Consider the following 19,723-nt stretch of genomic DNA (forward strand, 5'->3'; position numbering starts at 1 on the left):
GTTACTGCGCTTGAGATTGCTTCTGCTTGATGCGGCCGCCATCGACGAGCGATTCGGGCGGCGCGAGCACGATGGTGTCGCCGCCGCTCAAGCCATCGACGATCTCGCGATCATCGCCGAGCGTGCGGCCGAGTTTGACCGCGCGCTGTTGCACCTTGTCCTCGGCGACGACGAACACGACGTCGTTGCCGCCGCGATCGACGATCGCGCTCGACGGCGCGAGCACCGTCGGCTTGCGCGGCGCGGCGTCCTTGGGCGGCGCGGTTTCCAGGAAGCTCACGCGCGCGCCCATGTCGGGCACGATGCGCGCGTCCTTCTGGTCCATGCCCACGCGCACCTTCACCGTGGCCTTGCCGCGGTCGGCGGCGGGGATGATCGCGATGACCTTGCCGGGGATCTTCCAATCCGGATACGCGTTGAGCATCGTCTGCGTGGGCATGCCCGGCTTCACGCGGCCGATGAAGGCTTCGCCGACTTCGACTTCCACTTCCAGCGAATCCATGTCGACGATCGTGCCGATGCCCGTGCGCGTGTAACCACCGCCGGCCGAGAGCGGCGACACGATTTCGCCCGGCTGCGCGGCCTTGGCGATCACGATGCCCGCGAACGGCGCGCGCACGATGGTGTTGTCGACGCTCAGGTCGGCGATGCGCAGGCGATCGCCCGCCACGCGCGCATTGCGCTGCGCGGTCGTCAGCTGCGCCCGCAAGGCATCGCGCTCGGCGACGGCCTGGTCGAACTGCGATTTCGCGACGAGCTGTTGCGTCACCAATCCGTTGAGACGCACGACGTTGGCTTCGGCTTCCTTGAGCTGCGCCTGCACCATGCCGATCTGGCTTTGCGCGGCGCCGACCTGCGAGGACATGAGCGTGCGTTCGGCGTCGGCGTCGATCGGATCGAGCGTCGCCATGACCTGGCCGGCCTCGACGTGCATACCTTCTTCGATCTTGATCTCGCGCACCTTGCCGGTGATCTTCGCCGACACCGTCGCCATGCGACGCGCGACGATGTAACCGGTCGCATCGAGCACCGTGGCGGCGCCGCTGCCGTTCGCGCCGCCGACGGACGTGACCTGCGCGGTTTCCACTTCCGTCGCCTTGTCGCGGCCGAGTACGACCCACGCGCCGAGGATGACGGCGAGCAGGCCCGCGCCGATCGCGATGAACACCCACCGCTTGTTCCCGTCGCGTGCAGGCGGCGGTGCGCTGCGGTCGATGCGCAATTCCTTCAACAGGTCGGCAGAAGCGGGCATGGTGGACCTTGGACGGGGGGAGGCGCCTAGTGTGACCAAGCGGGCAGGCGGATGCCATTCAACGGGGCGCAGCGTACGAAAGGCCGACCCCGGGCGCACCTGACGCCTGTCATGTGCTTTCCATGAAGGTCCGGACTACGACGCGGGCCGGTGCGGGCGCAGCATCCTGCCCACAACCACCCGGAGCTTCGACATGTCCAGCTTTGAGGCCGCCCTCGCGCGCCTGCACCAGGCAAGCAAGTCCTACGGCAAGGTGCGCGCGCTGGACGGCGTGGACCTGACGCTGCGCGGCGGCGAACTGCTTGCGCTGCTTGGCCCCAACGGCGCGGGCAAAACCACCGCGATTGGCCTCCTCCTGGGATTGCTGCGCGCCGACAGCGGCACGGTCGAACTGTTCGGCCAGGATCCGCAGGACATCGCCGCGCGCCGCCACATCGGCGTGATGCTGCAGGACGCGCAACTGCCGGCGACCCTGCGCGTGGGCGAACTCATTCGCCTGGCCGCCAGCTATTACCCGACGCCGCGCAGTGTGCAGGAAAGCGCGGACCTCGCGGGCGTCGCCGATCTGTTGAAGCGACCGTACGGCAAGTTGTCCGGTGGCCAGCAGCGTCGCGTGCAATTTGCGCTCGCGCTGTGCGGCCGACCGAAGCTGCTGTTCCTCGACGAACCGACCGTCGGCATGGACATCGAAGCGCGCCAGAAACTGTGGTCCGCGATCCGCCATCTCGTCGCCGAAGGCAACGGCGTGGTCCTCACGACGCATTACCTCGAAGAAGCCGAAGCGCTCGCCGACCGCGTGTGCGTGATGGCGAAGGGCCGCGTGATCAGCGAGGGCAGCGTCGATGCCCTGCGCGCGCGCGTGTCGATGAAGCGCGTGCGTTGCGCCACGCAACTGCCGATCGAAATCATCCAAGCCTGGCCGGGCGTCGTGGAGATCGAACGCGAAGGCGATCGCCTGTGTATCAGCACCGAGCACGCCGAGGGCGTCGTGCGTCGCCTGCTCGCACTCGATGCCGAACTCAGTGGCCTGGAAGTGCGCGCCGCCGGCTTGGCCGAAGCGTTCACCGAACTCACCCGCGACGATGCCGCCTTGAAGGAGGCTGCGTGATGACTGACCTGTCGATCCTCGCCGAACGCCCGCGCATCGCGCCGATGCCGCGCGCCCGCGTGTTCAACGCCTACCTGCAGGAGATGCGCGCCGAATGCCTGCGCTACCTGCGCAACCCGGGATTCATGTTGCCCACGCTGTTGTTTCCGACGGTGTTTTACCTGATGTTCGGCGTGTTCCTCGCGCGCCCCGGCAGCGAAGCCGGGCGTTACCTGCTCGCCGCGTACGGCACGTTCGGCGTGATGGCGCCGGGCCTGTTCGGTTTCGGTGTATCGCTGGCGATGGAGCGCGAGAACGGCCTGCTTACGCTCAAGCGCGCGATGCCGATGCCGCAGTACGCGTATCTGGTCGGCAAGATGGTCATGGCCATGGGTGTCGCGGCGGGTGTGCTGACGCTGCTGGTGTTGCTGGCGGTGTTCGTCGCGCACGTGCCGGTCACCGGCGCGCAGATCGCCGCGCTGTATTTGTCGAACGTGCCGGGTGTGTTGCCGTTCTGTGCGTTGGGCCTGCTGCTCGGCACGCTGGTGAAGGGGCAGGGCGCGCCTGCGGTCATCAACATGTTGTACCTGCCGATGGCGTTCCTCTCGGGCCTGTGGTTCCCGGTGACGAGCCTGCCGAAGGCGATGCAGTCGATCGCGCCCGCGCTTCCGAGCTTCCACCTCAACGCGCTCGCGCTGGACGCGGTCGACATCGTGCAGGTCAATCCCTGGCCGCACATCGCGATCCTGGCCGCCTTCACCGTCGGCGTGCTGTGGCTCGCGGCGCGGCGCCTGCGCAAGGTCGGCTAGCATTCGCGCAATGAACACTGCCGCCGCCGCGCCCATCCCGCCCCGCATCGCGCGCCTGCTCGCGCGCTGCGGGTTCGCGCCCGCGCCGGACTCGGCGATCGCCGATCTCATCCGCCAGGGCAAGTCGCCGTGGACCGACGCCGTCCACCTGCTCTGGTCGATGTGGGTGTTCGTCACGCCGATGTTCGGTGGGGGCTACACGTGGACGTGGGTCGCGCTGACGGTGGTGTCGTACCCGGTGTTCATCGCGTTGTATGCGAAGACGCTGCTGTCCTCGCGTCGCGTGTCGGATTGCTACGCCTACGGCATGGCGGTGCTGTGTTTCGTGTTGCTGCCCTGGTATCCCTCGGGCATCAGCTACTTCGTCTTCGGTTGCGTGATGCTGCACGCGGGCAAGCGGCATCGTGCGATCCCGATCTACCTGCTGCAGTGGTTCGTGCTCAACCTGCTGTACGCAGGGATCTCGACGGCAATCGGCCGTCCCTGGCAGATGATCGTCTGGATGCCGGTGATGACGCTGATCATCGGTCTGATCATCAACGTCGAACGCGCGAGTGCGGACAAGGACATCGCGCTGAAGCTCTCGCACGACGAAGTGCGCCGTCTCGCCGCCACCGCCGAGCGCGAACGCATCGGACGCGATTTGCACGATCTGCTCGGCCACACGCTTTCGCTGATCACGCTGAAACTCGAACTCGCGCGCAAGCTCAGCGAACGCGACCCGCCCGGATCGCGCCGCGAACTGGAAGAAGCCGAACGCGTCGCGCGCCACGCGCTGGCCGAAGTGCGCAGCGCGGTGACAGGCATTCGCTCCGCCGATCTCGCCGCCGAACTTGCATCCGCGCGCCTGCTGCTGGAATCGTCGAACGTGCATCTGGAGTACGACGCACCACCCGAAGTGTTGCCGCCGGATGTCGAGCGCGGCCTGTCGCTCGTCCTGCGCGAAGCGGCGACCAACATCGCACGCCATGCGCAGGCGACGACCGCGCGCATCGCGTTCGACACCGACGTGCGCAGCGTCCACATGTGCGTGGAGGACAACGGGCGCGGTGGGGTCGTGGATGATGGAAACGGCCTGGCCGGCATGCGCGATCGCGTGCGCTGCATGGGCGGCACGCTGAGCATCGAGTCGACGAAGAACCGCGGGACCAAGGTCCTCGTGCGCGTCGGGTTGCCGGCATGATTCGCATCCTGTTGGCCGAAGACCAAGCGCTCGTGCGCGGCGCGTTGTCGGCGCTGCTCTCGCTGGAAAGCGACCTGGAAGTCGTCGGCACCGCGGCCGATGGCGAAATCGCATGGCGCGAAGTGCAGCGCCTGAAACCCGATGTGCTCGTCACCGATATCGAGATGCCTGGAATGTCTGGCCTCGAGCTTGCACAACGCATCCAGCGTCACGAGTTGCCGATGAAAGTCGTGATCGTCACGACCTTCGGCCGCGCGGGGTTCCTGCGGCGCGCGCTGGATGCAGGTGTGTCGGGTTATCTGTTGAAGGACGCGCCGGCCGAAGATCTCGCCGAAGCGCTGCGCAAAGTGCATCGCGGCGGGCGCGCAATCGATCCGCAACTGGCGATCGATGCGTGGACCGATGCCGATCCACTCAACGATCGCGAACGCCAGGTGTTGCGACTTGCCGGTGATGGGATGTCGGCATCGGAAATCGCGGCGCAGTTGAATCTGTCGAGCGGCACCGTGCGCAATTATCTTTCCGAAGCGATCGGGAAGTTGGGCGTCGGAAATCGCATCGAGGCGTATCGCCTCGCGCGGCAGAAGGGCTGGCTCTAGCTCCCTCCCCTGCGAAAGCAGGGGAGGGCTGGGGTGGGGTTGCTTGGGGACGCAGCGATCTTCGACCCCCCCGATTCGCTTCGCGAATCGACCCCCCTGGAACGGGGGTAAACGGCTACGCGAAGCGCTGCTTCAACATCGCCCACGCCGCACGCAATCCCTGCGCTTCACCACCCGCGGGCTTGCCCGGCCGATCCGTGTCGTTCCACGAATACACGTCCAGGTGCGCCCACGGCTGCGTCGTCGGCACGAAGCGCTCCAGGTACAAGGCCGCGGTGATGCTGCCCGCCATGCGCGAGGGCCCGCCATTCGCGATGTCCGCGACATTGCTGACCAAGTAACGCAGATACGGCCGCCACAGCGGCATGCGCCACACCGGGTCGCGTTGCTCGCCGGAGGCTTCGAGCCAATCGGCGGCGACCGATTCGTCGTTCGAATACAGCGCCGGCAAATCGGGGCCCAGCGCGATGCGTGCAGCGCCGGTCAGCGTCGCGAAGTCCACCAGCAACGCCGGCTTGTCTTCCGCGCCGCGCGCGAGCGCATCGCACAACACCACGCGCCCTTCGGCATCGGTGTTGTCGATTTCGACCGACACGCCGAGCCGCGTGTTCACCACGTCGCCGGGGCGATAGCTCATCGGCCCGATCGCGTTTTCGACCGCCGCGACCAACAACGTCAGCCGCACCGGCAACTTGCGCGCCATGACCAGGCCCGCGAGCGCGATCGCATGCGCGGCGCCGCCCATGTCTTTCTTCATGTTGCGCATGCCGTCGGCGGCCTTGATGTCCAGGCCGCCGGTGTCGAAGCACACGCCCTTGCCGACGAGCGTCAGCTTCGGCGCATCGGCATCGCCCCAATGCACGGTAATCAGGCGCGGCGCGCGATGCGATGCGCGGCCGACGGCGTAGATCGCCGGATAGTTCTGGCCGAGCAGATCTTCGCCGCTGACCACTTCGATGCGCGCACCGTGCGCTTCGGCGAGTTCGCAGCAGGCCTGTTCGAGTTGATCCGGGCCCATGTCTTCGGCGGGCGTGTTGACCAGGTCGCGCACGCGCGTACAGGCGGCCATGACCTCGAGCGTTTCGGCATCGATCGATCCGGCGACCAGGCGCGCCGGCGCACGCAGCGGCACCTTGTAGCGCGTGAACTTGTACGCGCCCAGGCCCCAGCCCAGGTGCAGCGCGTTGAGCGCGCCCTCGTCGAGTTCCGTCGCCAGCGCCCAATCCCCCGGCGGCAACGCGAACGGCGCGTGCGCATAGGAGAACGGATCCAGCGGATCGCCGATGCCGAGCACCGCGCCCGCGATGCCGCCATTGCCCGGCAGCAGCAACACGCTGCCCGAAACGGCGGTGAACGCATGCGCGTCGACCCAGCTTCCCAGTTCGGACACCTGCAACTGCCGCCATGCGTCGAAGCCGGTGCGTTCGACGCAATACAGCGGCAAACCGGTCGTCCCTTGCGGCGCGAATCCGTGCGAATCGGTCATGCGACGTCGTCCTGGAGGTGCGCGTCCAGCCAGTCGGCCAACGCATCGAGAGTGGGAAAGGCGAGATCGGGACGCACGTGCGCGTGCGGCCAGTGCGGTTCGGGATGCAGGTCGTCGCGATGGATCCAGCACGTGCGCAGGCCGGCGCGCGCGGCGCCGACGACGTCGAGTTCGATGTCGTCGCCCACGTGCAGCACGTGCTGCGGGGCTTCGCCCAAACGTTCGCACGCGGCGCGATAGATCGACGGATCCGGCTTCGGCGCGCCGTGCTGGCTGGCGCCGAGTTGGAATGCGAAGTGGTGTCTCAGGCCGATGCGCGCCAGGTCCGCATTGCCGTTGGTCACCGCGGCGACGGGCACGCGCGCGGCGATGCGCTCGAGCGCGGCGACCGCATCGGGGTAGCACTCCACGCGATTGCGTTCGGCGAAGAAGGCTTCGAACGCCGGCCCGACGTGCGCCGGGTCGTCGCCCGCCAGTTCCATCGCCCGCGCCAGCGTGAGCTTGCGCAGCGTGCTGAAGTCGTGGGCCAGGTGCGGATGTTCGGCGTTGATGACATCGCGCAGGCGGCGCATCTCGTCGACCGGGAAGCGTTCGGCCGTCCGCGGGCAGTTGGCTCGCAGCCAATCGTGCTGCACGTGGTCCACGCGCGCGCCGATGGGCGCGAACGGCCACAGCGTGTCGTCGAGGTCGAGGGTGATGGCGCGGATGCGGAGGGTCACCCCGCCATTCTAAGGGCCGCGCCCGGTCGCTGCCGTCACTCCAACAGCTTCGCCCACCCGTCCAGGCCGTCGATCTTCGCCAGCACCAGCTTCACGCACACCAGCAGCGGCACCGCCAGCAGCAGGCCGATGATCCCCCACAGCCAGCCGAAGACCATCAGCGACAGGATCAGCACCAGCGGCGAGAGCGCCATGCGGCGGCCCAGCACGATCGGCGTGACGATCTGCCCTTCCAGCGTATGCAGGCCCAGATACAGCGCCGCCGGCCCCAGCGACTGGAGCGTTTCGCCGTAGCTGACGAAGCCCATCACCAGCATCACGCAGATGCCGATCAGCGGGCCGACATAGGGCGCGAAATTCAGCAGGCCCGCCATCGTGCCCCACAGCAGCGCTTCGTCGGCGGGCACGTCGAGCAGCGCGTACAGCAGCCCCGCGAACACCAGGCCGACGATCACGTTGATGATGCTGATGGTCAGCACGTAGCGCGAGATTTCGATCTCGATCGCGTGCAGGATTTCGACGGTGAGTTTCTTCTGTTGTCGCGATGGCAGCAACGCGATCGCGTTGCGTTGCAAATCGCCGCCGTAGACCATGAAGAAGAACGTCAGCAACACGACCGCGAGGAAGGATGCGACGCGACGCGGCGTCGAGGTCAGCACGCGATAGGGATCGTTGACCTCGGTTTTGACGACCTGGACCTTCGTGCCCGTTTCGCCGCCCGCCGCGCGCGCGATGTTTTCGGCGGCGCGATTGGCCTCCGTCACCGGCTTGGTCAGCGAACGCAGTTTGGGCGCGAGGCTGCGCATTTCCTTCGGCACTTCGCGGATCCACTCGGCGCCCGGCGTCACCAGTTCGCGCGCCAGCGTATAGGTGGCGAACATGCCGAGCCCGAGCACGAGGATGGCGCCGATGAAGCGCGGGATCCACAACTTGCGCAGCAGGCGGATGATCGGATTGCCCACCAGCGCGAAGAACGCGGCGAGCAGCACCGGCAGCAGCAGGTCCTGCGCCATGTACAGCGTGTAGGCGACCGCCAGGACCGCGAGCACGATCGCCGCGTTGGACGAACGCGGGCGCGGCGGGGTCGGCGGTGGTTCGCTGTTGTCGGTTTCGAATGCGTAGCTCATGCATCCACCGGCGGCGACTGCGCCACTTCTTCGGCGGACTGCGCGGCATCTTCGGCCTTGACCGCGGCGGCTTGCGCGCCGGTGCCCGCGACCATGCCCGCCACCGCGGTGAGCATCTGCAGCAGCGTGTTGCCCTTCGCGACGCTCTTGCCCGGTTCGAGCTTGCCGACCATGAAGCCCGCGGCGAGGCCGGCGACCACGATGCGTCCCGGCGTCCACGACTTGAGCCACGTCGATTTGACTTGGCGCCAATCGGCGGAGGCCTGGCGCTCCTTCGCCTCGAGCGCGACTTCGGCTTGTCGAACTTTGCGCTGGAGCGATTCGAAGTTCACGCGCGACTCTGCTGTTTGGATGTGGCGATGCTGGGGGACAGCCGGCTGACGGCCGCGTGATTCATGGCGGTGTGACGTCGACACCCAGGCCTTTCTTGACGCCGCCCTCGGTGGCGTCGGCCACTTTCTCGGCACTCGCCTTCGCGGACTTGGCCGAATCCACGTCCGGCATGAAGTCGCCCAACTCGCCGATGCCCATGCGTGCGAGCTGGCGGCGCGTGGCTTTCATGCGCGTGTGTTCGAAGTAGTGCAGCGCCAACCAACCGGCGCCGAGCGTGAGCAGGAGACTGGCCGAACCGCAGACCAGCAACGAGATGCCCCACGCCCAACCGACGTTGAGCGACAGCCACGCGATCAACGCGGCCATCAACAACAACCACGCCGACGCGCCGAAGATGATCGCGACCGCGGTCAGCGCCAGCGTGCGCCCGGCGGCGCTGCGCGCGAGCGCGAAGTCGGCGGTGATGAGGATGCGGAAGGCGGTGGCGGCTTCGCGGCCCGCGGCCCACGTGGCCTTGCCGGTGTCGCCGAGTTCCTTCAGCGCATCGGCGATGCCGGGGGCGTCGGCACGCTTTTGCGTACCGTCGTCCGTTCCATCCCCGTTGCCTTCGCTCCCCATCGCGATCGCTTACTTGTCGCCGCTGCGACCGAGCTTGGCGATGATCCAACCCGCGGCGAATGCAACGCCGAAGGAAGCGAGCGGGCGCTCGCGGATCAGCTCGGCGGCGCTGTCGATCAGGTCGCGGCCCTTGTCCATGATCGCGTCGACCTGTTCGCGCGAGGCCGCACCGAGGTTTTCGGCGGCGGAGATGGAGGAGAGCGTGCCGTCGGCGAGTTCGGCCTTCATCTGCGCCTTGCCCAGGCGCATCTCGTCGCCCGCGGCGGTGGCGGCACCCTTGATCGCATCGCCCGCGGCGACCGCGGCGCCCTTGAAGTGCTGGCCCGCTTCGCCGAGATCGGCTTTCACATTTTCAGTCGCACGACCGTTGTTGTCCGGGGACATCGCGTTCTCCTTACACCTCGTGGGGGGATTACTGCATGGCCAGGTCGCCGCGCGCATTCCCGCGCAATACACGCAGCACCAGGCGCTGCGGGGATTGCGAGAAACTGGCGCGGAAGCCGCCAAGATCGCTGAACTCGCCGCTGGTGGCGGCGAGCACGACGTCGTCCTTCTGCAAGCCATTCTGCGCCGCGCGGCTACGCGGTGCGACCGCACTGACCAGCACGCCGTCCAGGCCCGCCTGGCGCAGGCGCTCGGGCAGGTCGGCGAAGGTGGCGCCGGTCAGGCGCGCATCGAGCACGCTGCCATCGTAGGCGCGCGGTTGTTCGCGCAGCGTGGCCTTGAGGCTGAGCGGCGCCTTGTCGCGGCGCACGTCGAGCGTGACCTCGCTGCCGACGGCCTGCAGGCCTTCGAAGTTGTGCAGCGCCTCGCGCGTGTCCATGCGCTGGCCGTTGGCCGACAGCACGACGTCGCCCACGCGCACGCCGGCGGCGGACGCGGCGGAGTTCGGGAACACGCGCGTGACCACCGCGCCGCGCGGCGTGTCGAGCCCCAGGCCCCTGGCGAGCTGGTCGTCGACCGTCTGCGTCTCCAGGCCCAGCGTGCCGCGCCGCACTTCGCCCGTGCTCGCGAGCTGGCGCATCACGTTGCCGGCGAGGTTGGCGGGAATCGCGAAGCCCAGCCCGATGTCGCCCGCGCGGCTGCCCTGCGGATTGAACGTGGCGGTGTTGATGCCGACCAGTTCGCCGCGCAGGTTCACCAACGCACCGCCCGAGTTGCCCGGGTTGATCGACGCATCGGTCTGGATGAAGTTCTGGAAGCCCAGCCCCGGCAAACCGCTGCGGCCGACCGCCGAGACGATGCCCGAGGTCACCGTCTGGCTGAAGCCGAAGGGATTGCCGACCGCGACGACGAAATCGCCGACGCGCATCTGGTCGGAATTGGCGAGCGGCAGGGCCGTGAGCTTGTCGGCCTGGATCTTCATCAGCGCGACATCGGTATCCGGATCGGAGCCGACGAACGTCGCCGGGAACGTACGCCCGTCCGACAACGTCACCGACACCTCGTCCGCGCCTTCGATCACGTGGTGGTTGGTCAGCACCAGGCCCTTGGCGGCATCGACGATCACGCCCGAGCCCAGCGACTGGTTGATCCGCTCCTGCGGCACCTGCGGGAACAGGCGGCGGAACATCGGATCGTCGGCGAACGGATTGCGGATGCGCACCTTCTGCTTGGTGTGCACGCTGACCACCGCCGGCGTGACCTTCTCCAGCATCGGCGCCAGGGACGGCATGGGTTGCCCGTTGACGGCCGCCGGGAGCGCGCCCGCGGCCATCGGCACGGCGGGTGCCGGCTCGGCCAGTGCGGGCGTCTGGAGGCCGTCGCGCATCGCGGTCGCGGCGAATCCGCCGAAACCGGCGGCGACCGTCAACGCGGCGAGCGTCTTGAGGGGAGCGTGGCGCATGAGTTCATTGTCCAAGGGGCAAGTGAGTCAGCGATGTGAAATCGCGGCAGGCCGCCATCGAATCAAGTCGACGCTGAACGAGGGCGTATTCATTTGAGAGTGTGCAGCGGATTGGAAGTTCGCTGGCCGGATGCATGCGTCGACCGCGTTTCTGCGCCTCCGTGCCGTGCATCCAAATGCGCACAAATATTTTCGCCAGCCCGTTGACACAGCTCGTGACCGGGGCGTAGTTTCGCCTTCCGTTGCCACAACATGTAGTGGTGGTAGCGCAGGACGGACCTGAATGTTGTGTTCCACGAATATTCGCGTACTGTCCGGGGACACAGGCGATAACGTGACCGGAATCCCGGTTACGTCAGGGGAAAACGAGCGTTCGAAGGTGGCGAGGGATGCGCCCGCAGTTGGCGTTTCCGGCTTGCTTCCGTGGAACCCGACGCACCCGATGCCCAGCGGAACAAAACGATGAGAACCGGGCACGACCCGGCCACGACGAGGAGAAGGAGCAGCATGAGCACGGTGCGCCTCGAGGCGGTGAAGATGGACGACGCAGCGCAAGAGATCCCGATGCAGCCGGCGTCGGCGGACATCTGGGACAAGAAGTACCGCCTGAAGACGAAGTCGGGCGAGGCGATCGATGCCGACATCGACGGCACCTACCAGCGCGTGGCCAAGGCACTCGCCGAAGCCGAAGGCGCGCCGGAGAAGCAGAAGTACTGGCACGAGCGTTTCGTGTGGGCGCTGCGCCGCGGGGCGATTCCCGCCGGCCGCATCACGTCCAACGCGGGCGCGCTGGAACACAAGCCGGCGACCTCGACGATCAACTGCACCGTCTCGGGCACGATCGAAGACTCGATGGACGGCATCCTGGAGAAGGTCCACGAAGCGGGCCTGACGCTGAAGGCCGGCTGCGGCATCGGCTACGAATTCTCGACGCTGCGCCCGCGCGGCGCGTTCGTCGCCGGCGCCGGTGCGTACACGTCGGGCCCGATGTCCTTCATGGATATCTACGACAAGATGTGTTTCACCGTCTCCTCGGCCGGTGGCCGCCGCGGCGCGCAGATGGGCACCTTCGACGTCTCGCACCCCGACGTGAAGGACTTCATCCGCGCCAAGCGCGAAGACGGCCGCCTGCGCCAGTTCAACCTCTCGCTGCTGATCACCGACGGCTTCATGGAAGCGGTGGCCGACGACAGCGACTGGCCGCTCGTGTTCCCGATCAACATCAAGGAACAGGCCGACATCGACCTGGACGACGCCGGCACGGTCGTCTGGCGCGACTGGCCGACGCACAAGAACTACATCGTGCGCGACGACGGCCTGGTGGCTTGCCGCATCTACGGCCACATCCGCGCGCGGCACCTGTGGGACATGATCATGGTCTCGACGTACGACTACGCCGAGCCGGGCTTCATCCTGATCGACCGCGTCAACGAGATGAACAACAACTGGTGGTGCGAGAACATCCGCGCGACCAACCCCTGCGGCGAGCAGCCGCTGCCGGCCTACGGCGCGTGCCTGCTGGGCTCGGTCAACCTCACCAAGTTCGTGCGCAACCCCTTCACCGACCAGGCGCAGTTCGACTGGGAGGAATACAAGGAAGTGGTGCGCGTGTTCACTCGCATGCTCGACAACGTGGTCGAAGTGAACGGCCTGCCGCTCCAGCAGCAGCGCGACGAGATCATGCGCAAGCGCCGCCACGGCATGGGCTTTCTGGGCCTGGGCAGCACGATGACGATGCTGCGCATGAAGTACGGCTCGAAGGAGTCGTGCGAGTTCACCGACCGCATCGCCCGCGACATGGCGGTGGCCGGCTGGGAAATGGGCCTGACCCTCGCGAAGGAAAAGGGCGCCGCGCCGATCATGGAAGAGCGCTTCCCCGTCACCGCCGAGATGCTGCGCAAGCGCCCGGAAATGGTGGTCGATGGTTGGAAGATCGGCCAGGAAATCGAAGGCAAGGTGCTGCACGCCAAGTACTCGCGCTACATGCAGCGCGTGGCCGAAGTGGCGCCGGAGCTGGTCGAGGAACTCGCCGAAGTCGGCGCGCGCTTCACGCACCATTCGTCGATCGCCCCGACCGGCACGATCTCGCTGTCGCTGGCCAACAACGCCTCCAACGGCATCGAGCCGTCGTTCGCGCACCACTACAGCCGCAACGTGATCCGCGAAGGCAAGAAGACCAAGGAGAAGGTGGACGTCTACTCCTTCGAGCTGCTGGCCTACCGCGAACTCGTGAACGCCAAGGCCATGCCCTTCTCGGACGAAGCCGGCGCCAAGCTGCCTGACTACTTCATCTCGGCCGACGACATCTCGCCGAAGGAACACGTCGACGTGCAGGCCGCCGCCCAGAAGTGGGTCGACTCCTCGATCTCCAAGACGGCCAACGTCCCCACGGACTACCCGTACGAAGACTTCAAGGACATCTACCGCTACGCCCACGAGCAGGGCTTGAAGGGCTGCACCACGTTCCGCTTCAACCCCGCCGCCTTCCAGGGCGTGCTGGTCAAGGAAGCGGACCTGGAGAACACGACCTACCGTTTCGAGCTGGAAGACGGCTCGGTCCTGGAGGTCAAGGGCAACGAGCAGATCGAGTACGACGGCGAGATGCACACCGCCGCCAACCTGTTCGACGCGCTGAAGGAAGGCTACTACGGGAAGTTTTGAGGAACGTCTCGACTACTTGTTCACGCACGTGACGGGTATAGGATCGCGTTGTTCCACAAACCTGGCCAACGAGGAGCACCAATGAGCAACGGCAACGGGGTCACGGCGACCCTTTCCAACGCCGCCGATACGGTGGTCGAGACCGCGAAGTCCGTCGCCAAGCGCGCGGGCAAGGCGGTGTCGGGCGCGAAGAAGACGGCATCCAACGCGGCCAAGTCCGCGAAGAAGGCCGTGACCAAGGCGAAGAAGAAGCTCACCGCGGCCAGCGCCGCGGCGAAGAAGGAAGCGGCGACGCTCAAGCGCAAGGTGGCCGGCAAGAAGGCCGCCAAGAAGCGCGTCGCGAAGAAGACCACGCGCAAGACGGCCGCCAAGAAGGCGACGACCAAGCGCACGGTCAAGAAGGCCGCGAAGAAGGTCGGGCGGAAGGTTGCCGCGACCAAGCGCACGGTCAAGAAGGCGGCGAAGAAGGTCGGCCGCAAGGTCGCCGCCAAGAAGACGGCGACCAAGCGCGCGGTGAAGAAGACCGCACGCAAGGCGCCCGCCCGCAAGACCGCCGCCAAGAAGACCGGCGCTCGCAAGACCGCCCGCAAGACGGCGCGCAAGAGCGCGTAAGCGACACGTCCCCTCCCGATTGCGGGAGGGGACTTTTTCGAATCAATTTTAGAGAACGCACATGGCCGTCAAAATCGACAAGAAGATCAAGGGCTACGCCGTCATCACCGCCGACGACAAGGCACGCGAGGCGAAAGCCGAAGCCGTCGCCCGCGCCGCGGTGGAAGCGCAGCTCCCGACGGCCGACGTGATCCAGATGCACGAGCGCATCGAGCGCCCGGAAGTGCTGATCGGCAGCACCTACAAGATAAAGTCGCCGCTGGTCGAACACGCCATGTACGTGACGCTCAACGACATCGTGCTCAACGCCGGCACCGAACACGAACTGCGCCGCCCCTTCGAGATCTTCATCAACTCCAAGTCGATGGAGCACTTCCAGTGGATCGTCGCGCTCACGCGCATCATGTCGGCCGTGTTCCGCAAGGGCGGCGACGTGACGTTCCTGGTGGAAGAAATGAAAGCGGTGTTCGACCCGCGCGGTGGCTACTTCAAGGCCGGCGGCGTGTACATGCCGTCCCTGGTGGCCGAACTCGGCGCGATCGTCGAAGACCACATGAAGTCGATCGGCCTGATCCACGACCCCGAGATGAGCCCGGCGCAGCGCGCCCTCATCGCGGAAAAGCGCGCGGCTTACGAGAACCGCGGCTCAAAAAAAAACAATGAAGTGAGCCTGGGGCTTGCGACGGGTAGCGACGCACGCACCGAAGAAGTGATCGAAGTGACGGGCGATGGCGCGAGCTTTCCGCCTAGCGCGACGATGTGCCACAAGTGCAGTGCGAAGGCTGTGGTGATCATGGATGGGTGTGCGACTTGTCTCAACTGCGGCTATAGCAAGTGCGGGTGAGGAAAACGCTATCGCGCCCCAGGTGCGGAACGGATTAAGGGGCGCCGAATGAGCGAAGTAGAAGGAACCCTTCAAAGCCTTCTGGGCTCACTGCAATCGCATTTTACTGACCGATTAAAAAGCCCCTTTGGTGGGGCTTTTATCGTTGCGTGGCTCGCCGTGAACTGGAAAGCCATCCTTATTCTCGCGTTCTCAGATACCTCAATCGAAGCGAGAACATTTCTTACGTCGTCGTTTTATCTAACCCAAAGCAACGTGCTGTGGAAGCCGCTGGCCTACGCATGCTTGGGCGTTCTCGGGTACTACGCTATTGCCACTGTTTTCGTCGCGTTCTACGAAGTCTATGGCTTGATGAGGCGTTGGGTGGAGCGCAAGTTTGACAGCTACCGGTGGGTTGACCCCACGACATACATAGCGACAAAGAAGGCGACAAATAAGCAGATTTCCGAGTTGTCGGAACTCGCGTCGGATCGAATGGATCGCGTCGAAGAACTACAGGCCGCCGCAAGTCTTGCGGAGGCCGGCCGCAAGGAAGCTGAGGGAAAGCTTCAGCTATCCGTTGCGGAAGTTGCTGAACTAGCAGATCGGTATGCCGGCGCTCAAGACTCAGTTATCAGCCTGAGGTCGAGCCTAGCCAAAGCAGAGAAAAACGAGAGTATTGCCGATCAAAAGGCAGCAGCTGCAAAAACTCTTGCCCTTCAGCTTGAAGAGATCGCGCAAAGACTGTCGCATCTACTTGAGACGCAGCTTGAGCCCCCGTTGGTGTCGATAGCCACGCTCAAGAGGCCAGACCAAGCCAGCGATAAGCTGCGTCAGGTTGAAGAATTGAAGGCGATTAGGGAAAAGGTAAGCAAAAGCTTGGCCAACCTTTAACTCGCACAGGTCGCTGGCGGTCACTGAATCGGCAGACCCCAAGAAAGTATCCAGGGTGATCGCTGCATTCTCTAGAGGCAATCGACCACTTCTCCGAGGTCATCGACACAGTCTCCGGAGTCACTCGATTACGTGTCCGGAGTTGTCGCCAGAGTTTCCGAAGATGCTCGACCATGTGTTCGGAGGAGTCGCCAAGTCTCCGAAGGCACTCAACCAGGTATCCAGAGTCATCGACGCAGGCTCCGGAGACACTCGACCACGTGTTCGAAGTCGCCGCCGACGTCTCCGAAGACACTCGACCACGCCTCCGGAATCATCGCCAACGTCTCGGCATACGTCGTCGAAGTGTTTCCAGGCCTCGCAGTCCCGTCGCAAACACCACACATCCCCTCACAAGATCCCAAACACCTTGCCCCCAGGAACAATTACGTCCCTTCGCCCCTGAGCGAAGACTCCGTCCTACGCCACAGACGGAGATTTCCCATGTCGCAGCAACAAAACCTCGCGTCCATGACGGTCACGAAGGAAACGCAGGCCACGATCCTCGCGTTGATCGCGCAGATCCGACAGCTGCTTCCGGGGCTGTTGTCGCTCTCGGTCGACCAGCGGCGTTCGCTTCAGCTGTTCGGGCCGGCCAGCCAGAACTACGGGCGCCTGGCGCTGGTGACGATCGCGCAGAACCTGCACCTTCTGCCGCGGGGCATCGACATCGATGCGGCGTTCGCCGACCTGGAGGCGCGCGACAACCTGGTGCCTATCCTCACGGCGGTGCAGCAGCTCGTCGAAGAGCTCGACGACACGATCGCCGCGCTCGGCAGCGATGTCATGGTGGTCGCCAATCAGTCGTATGGCGTGATGAATGCCGCCGGCGGCGACGCGGGGCTCGACGAAGCGCTCAAGGAGCTGCGGTTGCGCCATCGCAAGACGCGCAAGAAGTCAGAAAAACCTGAAGGCGAATCCGAAGCGTGAAGTGATCGGTCTGTTGGATCGTGCGTCTGTGTCTAGTTCCGCGTTGAAGGTAGCAGGCGCACGATCCACTTCGGAGTTTCAAATCTCCTCAGCTCGCGATTGCTTCAACGCATGCCCTCTGCGTCGGGAGGGGGCGAATACAAGACCTCGCAAGAGGGAATCAGTCCACCGGATCGCGTGCTGCCGGATTTGAACCTCCCGACACCTTGCGTCGCTTCGACGCAAGGTTCACTTCACTGGAGGAGGTTGCCATGTCGCTTGCCACGGCTGCGCCGCAGCGCGCGCCCACCGTTTACGCCCTTCCCGAGTCCGCGCACATCGAGTTGGTGCAGATGCGCAATCATTTGCAGCTGATGGCGCAGCTCACCGAACTTGGTTCCGGCGCGATCGGCCCGGATGCACGGCTGCGACCCGAGGCGCTCGGGTGGTGGTTCTCGCGGTTGCAGCGGGATATCGATGCGGTCATTTCGGCGAGTTCGTTCTGCATTGAACTCGCGAACGCGCATGCTGCTTCGTGCAGCCACGACACCTGAAGGTTGCAACGCGCGCTTTCGTCTCGCCCGTCATCTGATCGCGCTCACGCGCGCATTTCCCGACAGAGTGAGCAACGCGTAGGCGATTGGCTTTGATAGCGTAAGTCACAGGCTGCGGGGGCAGGCCTGTCGGCATCCCACAGTCAGAAATGAGGAACGCCTAATGGTCTTGCTCGATGCAAGCGCCGCGCTCCATCGCAATGGAGACATCGTGCCCCCACCGGAACGCGCCATGCCTTCAGCCCGCGAAGTCGCGAAGTATTTCCTGCTCCTCGCCGAAGAAGAGGATCTGGTTTCCAACCACAAGCTGCAGAAGCTCTTGTATTACGCGCAGGGTTTTCACCTGGCGATGTATAGGACCCCGCTCTTTCGAGAGGCGCTGATCGCATGGAACTCCGGTCCCGCGGTGCCCGAGGTGTGGAAGGAGTACGAGGAGTACGGTTTGGGTGCCCTTCCGCGCAGTTGGGTGGATCTCGACGCGTTTACGACGCGCGAAGCCGGTGTCATCAAGGATGTCTATACGGCCTACGGCCAGTTCGCCGCATGGGTACTGCGAGACCTTGTCCATGGCGAATCGCCGTTCACCAGCACGCCGCACCATGGCGTTATCTCCCACAAGAAGCTGGCGGCCTACTTTGTCCATCACCTGTTGGACGATCCCGATGACGCTCCGCCCGCCTAAGGCCCGACGGGGTGGGCGATTGGACGCAAGGGACCCCAAAGCGAAGGTGCCTGCACTGGGATATCCCGTGTTCTGCCTGCGGCACTTGCAGGCGGGTTACGACATCGAGGACCTCCAATCCGAAGACCAATGCCTCCTCATCAAACGATTGCGGCACCTGAGCAAGATGGAATGGGGCTCGGTGGTCAATGCGCCCAGGCATGGTGCCGGCAAGGAGAACATCCACCGCAATTCGATTCGCGTGGCATTTCCATCGGCCGTCGACGTCGACGAAACGCTTTGGGCGCTGCGCTATGCACGAAGAAAGGCGATGGTGGGCTGGCGCCGCGGTGATGTCTTCCACGTCGTGTGGATCGATCACGACTTCAGCGTCTATCGCCATGGGTAGTCGGTAGGATGCGCGACATGCACTTCACCCGCGTCCATCACCATGCCCAATAGTGTCGTCATCCTGATCGCCATCGTCTGGATCGCCCTGATGGTGGTCGTCGGAACCAGGCAGCGGCGTATCGACATGGCCCGCTTGCGTGCGTCGTTCGATGCCTTGCGCTTCGAAACTGCGGAAGGCGTGGTCGCTGGCGACAAGCTGCTGGTGGTGAAGGAGGTAGCGTTCGAGAAGAGCCGCGAAGGCAGCATGTCGCTGCGTTCGCGCATGGGCGAGACGTTCTGGTACTGCGTCGGCCCCGGCCAGAGCTACTGGGTCGCGATGCCCATGCGCATGCCGCGCAAGGGTCCGATCGAGTGGGTCGTGCACCCGCTCAGCGAAGAGCGCATGCGGGCTGCGCTCTCGGGGGATCGCCAGGCTTCGGCCATGGCGTTCGGCGCCTGACGACTTCGCAACGGACCTACTTCCCCAGCCCGATCTGCTTCATCAACTCACCGTTGTCCAGGAACAAATACTCCTCGGACATCGCCCCCGCCTTGTTCCAATGCCCGATCGTGGCCATCGGAATGCGGAAGGCCTTGCCCGTCGGTTGCACCGTCGAGCCGTCGGGTAGCGTCATCGGTTTGGAGAACGTGCCTTCGACCCTCGCGGTCACGACGGTCCACTCGGCGTCGTTCGTGCCGAAGCGGACCGGGTGTTCAGTCACTCGTGCGTCGGGGGCGAAGGTGAACATCCATTGCACGTCCTGGAGGTGCTTCTCCAATCCTTTCGTCGAATGACCGTCGGGCCAATACGCGACGACGTCCTGCGCGTGCGACTTGTGCATGTCCTGCCATTGCTGCCTGGAGTAGACGCGGAAGTCGAGATCGTCGGCGGTGGCCAGGTTGCGCGCGAGTTCGGGCGGCATGCCGGGGACCTTCGGCGCGGGCTGGCCGGCGCGCGTGGCGGGCCATGCGTTGCCAGGCTCTGCAGCGTGGGCGCTCGCAATCGCGACGAGAAATGCGGCGGAGAGGAGAAGGGGCATGGGCTTCATCGGGGAGTCTCGGGGGGAATCGCGAGACGCACGCTACGCCGATCTTTGGTGCGTGCCCGGAAACAGTGCGGC

At 65.3% G+C, this 19,723-nt stretch carries 22 protein-coding genes; 13 read left to right on the forward strand and 9 right to left on the reverse strand.

Going from position 1 to position 19,723, the window contains the following annotated elements; genetic code table 11:
• Position 1: 1 nt before the first annotated feature.
• Positions 2 to 1,252: an efflux RND transporter periplasmic adaptor subunit gene (locus GN331_RS04535; RefSeq protein ID WP_156640657.1), complete on the reverse strand. Its 1,251-nt coding sequence runs from the start codon at positions 1,250 to 1,252 to the stop codon at positions 2 to 4.
• 193 nt (positions 1,253 to 1,445) lie between these two features.
• On the opposite strand from GN331_RS04535, the gene GN331_RS04540 reads away from it, so the two are divergent.
• The 4 genes from GN331_RS04540 to GN331_RS04555 are packed head-to-tail and all read left to right on the forward strand — an operon-like array spanning position 1,446 to position 4,930.
• On the forward strand, positions 1,446 to 2,360 hold the full coding sequence (locus GN331_RS04540) for an ABC transporter ATP-binding protein (protein ID WP_156640658.1): 915 nt from the start codon (positions 1,446 to 1,448) through the stop codon (positions 2,358 to 2,360).
• The gene (locus GN331_RS04545; protein ID WP_156640659.1) at positions 2,360 to 3,148 is read left to right on the forward strand and encodes an ABC transporter permease; all 789 of its coding nucleotides are present in this window, start codon (positions 2,360 to 2,362) and stop codon (positions 3,146 to 3,148) included. The genes GN331_RS04540 and GN331_RS04545 overlap by 1 nt, the downstream gene beginning before the upstream one ends.
• 10 nt (positions 3,149 to 3,158) lie before the next feature.
• Complete coding sequence (locus GN331_RS04550) at positions 3,159 to 4,331, forward strand: sensor histidine kinase (protein WP_156640660.1); 1,173 nt, start codon at positions 3,159 to 3,161, stop codon at positions 4,329 to 4,331.
• Entirely contained in the window at positions 4,328 to 4,930 is a 603-nt protein-coding gene (locus GN331_RS04555; RefSeq protein WP_156640661.1) for a response regulator transcription factor, read from the forward strand. Before GN331_RS04550 ends, GN331_RS04555 begins: the two co-directional genes overlap by 4 nt.
• A gap of 115 nt (positions 4,931 to 5,045) precedes the next feature.
• On the opposite strand, the gene GN331_RS04560 is transcribed toward GN331_RS04555, so the two are convergent.
• From GN331_RS04560 to GN331_RS04590, 7 genes are all read right to left on the reverse strand, one after another.
• A complete protein-coding gene (locus tag GN331_RS04560) occupies positions 5,046 to 6,416 on the reverse strand; it encodes a leucyl aminopeptidase family protein (RefSeq protein WP_156640662.1) in 1,371 nt (456 codons plus the stop codon).
• Positions 6,413 to 7,135 carry an HAD family hydrolase gene (locus GN331_RS04565; RefSeq protein WP_331713368.1) on the reverse strand — a complete coding sequence of 241 codons (723 nt, stop codon included), beginning with the start codon at positions 7,133 to 7,135 and terminating at the stop codon, positions 6,413 to 6,415. Before GN331_RS04565 ends, GN331_RS04560 begins: the two co-directional genes overlap by 4 nt.
• A 35-nt stretch (positions 7,136 to 7,170) precedes the next feature.
• Positions 7,171 to 8,262 carry an AI-2E family transporter gene (locus GN331_RS04570; protein WP_156640663.1) on the reverse strand — a complete coding sequence of 364 codons (1,092 nt, stop codon included), beginning with the start codon at positions 8,260 to 8,262 and terminating at the stop codon, positions 7,171 to 7,173.
• Positions 8,259 to 8,594, reverse strand: a complete 336-nt coding sequence (locus GN331_RS04575) for a hypothetical protein (RefSeq protein ID WP_156640664.1) — start codon at positions 8,592 to 8,594, stop codon at positions 8,259 to 8,261. Before GN331_RS04575 ends, GN331_RS04570 begins: the two co-directional genes overlap by 4 nt.
• A 61-nt stretch (positions 8,595 to 8,655) precedes the next feature.
• Positions 8,656 to 9,213 carry a phage holin family protein gene (locus tag GN331_RS04580; RefSeq protein ID WP_156640665.1) on the reverse strand — a complete coding sequence of 186 codons (558 nt, stop codon included), beginning with the start codon at positions 9,211 to 9,213 and terminating at the stop codon, positions 8,656 to 8,658.
• 9 nt (positions 9,214 to 9,222) lie between these two features.
• Positions 9,223 to 9,597 (reverse strand): hypothetical protein, encoded by a 375-nt coding sequence (locus tag GN331_RS04585; protein WP_156640666.1) that lies wholly within the window; start codon positions 9,595 to 9,597, stop codon positions 9,223 to 9,225.
• A gap of 28 nt (positions 9,598 to 9,625) precedes the next feature.
• Positions 9,626 to 11,059, reverse strand: a complete 1,434-nt coding sequence (locus GN331_RS04590) for a Do family serine endopeptidase (protein ID WP_156640667.1) — start codon at positions 11,057 to 11,059, stop codon at positions 9,626 to 9,628.
• A 507-nt stretch (positions 11,060 to 11,566) separates the two neighbouring features.
• On the opposite strand from GN331_RS04590, the gene GN331_RS04595 reads away from it, so the two are divergent.
• The 9 genes from GN331_RS04595 to GN331_RS04635 all read left to right on the forward strand — a co-directional run bounded on the left by GN331_RS04595 (position 11,567) and on the right by GN331_RS04635 (position 19,062).
• Positions 11,567 to 13,720, forward strand: coding sequence for an adenosylcobalamin-dependent ribonucleoside-diphosphate reductase (locus GN331_RS04595; RefSeq protein ID WP_156640668.1), 2,154 nt, complete (start codon positions 11,567 to 11,569; stop codon positions 13,718 to 13,720).
• A gap of 81 nt (positions 13,721 to 13,801) precedes the next feature.
• Positions 13,802 to 14,332 (forward strand): histidine biosynthesis protein HisIE, encoded by a 531-nt coding sequence (locus GN331_RS04600; RefSeq protein ID WP_156640669.1) that lies wholly within the window; start codon positions 13,802 to 13,804, stop codon positions 14,330 to 14,332.
• Between the two features lie 61 nt (positions 14,333 to 14,393).
• Complete coding sequence (locus GN331_RS04605; RefSeq protein ID WP_156640670.1) at positions 14,394 to 15,176, forward strand: TSCPD domain-containing protein; 783 nt, start codon at positions 14,394 to 14,396, stop codon at positions 15,174 to 15,176.
• 48 nt (positions 15,177 to 15,224) lie between these two features.
• Entirely contained in the window at positions 15,225 to 16,049 is an 825-nt protein-coding gene (locus GN331_RS04610) for a hypothetical protein (protein WP_156640671.1), read from the forward strand.
• Positions 16,050 to 16,532: 483 nt separating this feature from the next.
• Positions 16,533 to 17,018: a hypothetical protein gene (locus GN331_RS04615; protein WP_156640672.1), complete on the forward strand. Its 486-nt coding sequence runs from the start codon at positions 16,533 to 16,535 to the stop codon at positions 17,016 to 17,018.
• A gap of 251 nt (positions 17,019 to 17,269) precedes the next feature.
• Positions 17,270 to 17,551, forward strand: coding sequence for an XAC0095 family protein (locus GN331_RS04620; protein WP_156640673.1), 282 nt, complete (start codon positions 17,270 to 17,272; stop codon positions 17,549 to 17,551).
• A gap of 163 nt (positions 17,552 to 17,714) precedes the next feature.
• On the forward strand, positions 17,715 to 18,233 hold the full coding sequence (locus tag GN331_RS04625; protein WP_156640674.1) for a Panacea domain-containing protein: 519 nt from the start codon (positions 17,715 to 17,717) through the stop codon (positions 18,231 to 18,233).
• Between the two features lie 46 nt (positions 18,234 to 18,279).
• Entirely contained in the window at positions 18,280 to 18,621 is a 342-nt protein-coding gene (locus GN331_RS04630; protein ID WP_156640675.1) for a hypothetical protein, read from the forward strand.
• A gap of 42 nt (positions 18,622 to 18,663) precedes the next feature.
• Entirely contained in the window at positions 18,664 to 19,062 is a 399-nt protein-coding gene (locus tag GN331_RS04635; RefSeq protein WP_156640676.1) for a hypothetical protein, read from the forward strand.
• 16 nt (positions 19,063 to 19,078) lie between these two features.
• On the opposite strand, the gene GN331_RS04640 is transcribed toward GN331_RS04635, so the two are convergent.
• Positions 19,079 to 19,642 (reverse strand): ester cyclase, encoded by a 564-nt coding sequence (locus GN331_RS04640; protein WP_197426993.1) that lies wholly within the window; start codon positions 19,640 to 19,642, stop codon positions 19,079 to 19,081.
• Positions 19,643 to 19,723: the final 81 nt, after the last annotated feature.

It is taken from the genome of Noviluteimonas gilva (assembly GCF_009740395.1).
Lineage (GTDB): Bacteria > Pseudomonadota > Gammaproteobacteria > Xanthomonadales > Xanthomonadaceae > Noviluteimonas > Noviluteimonas gilva.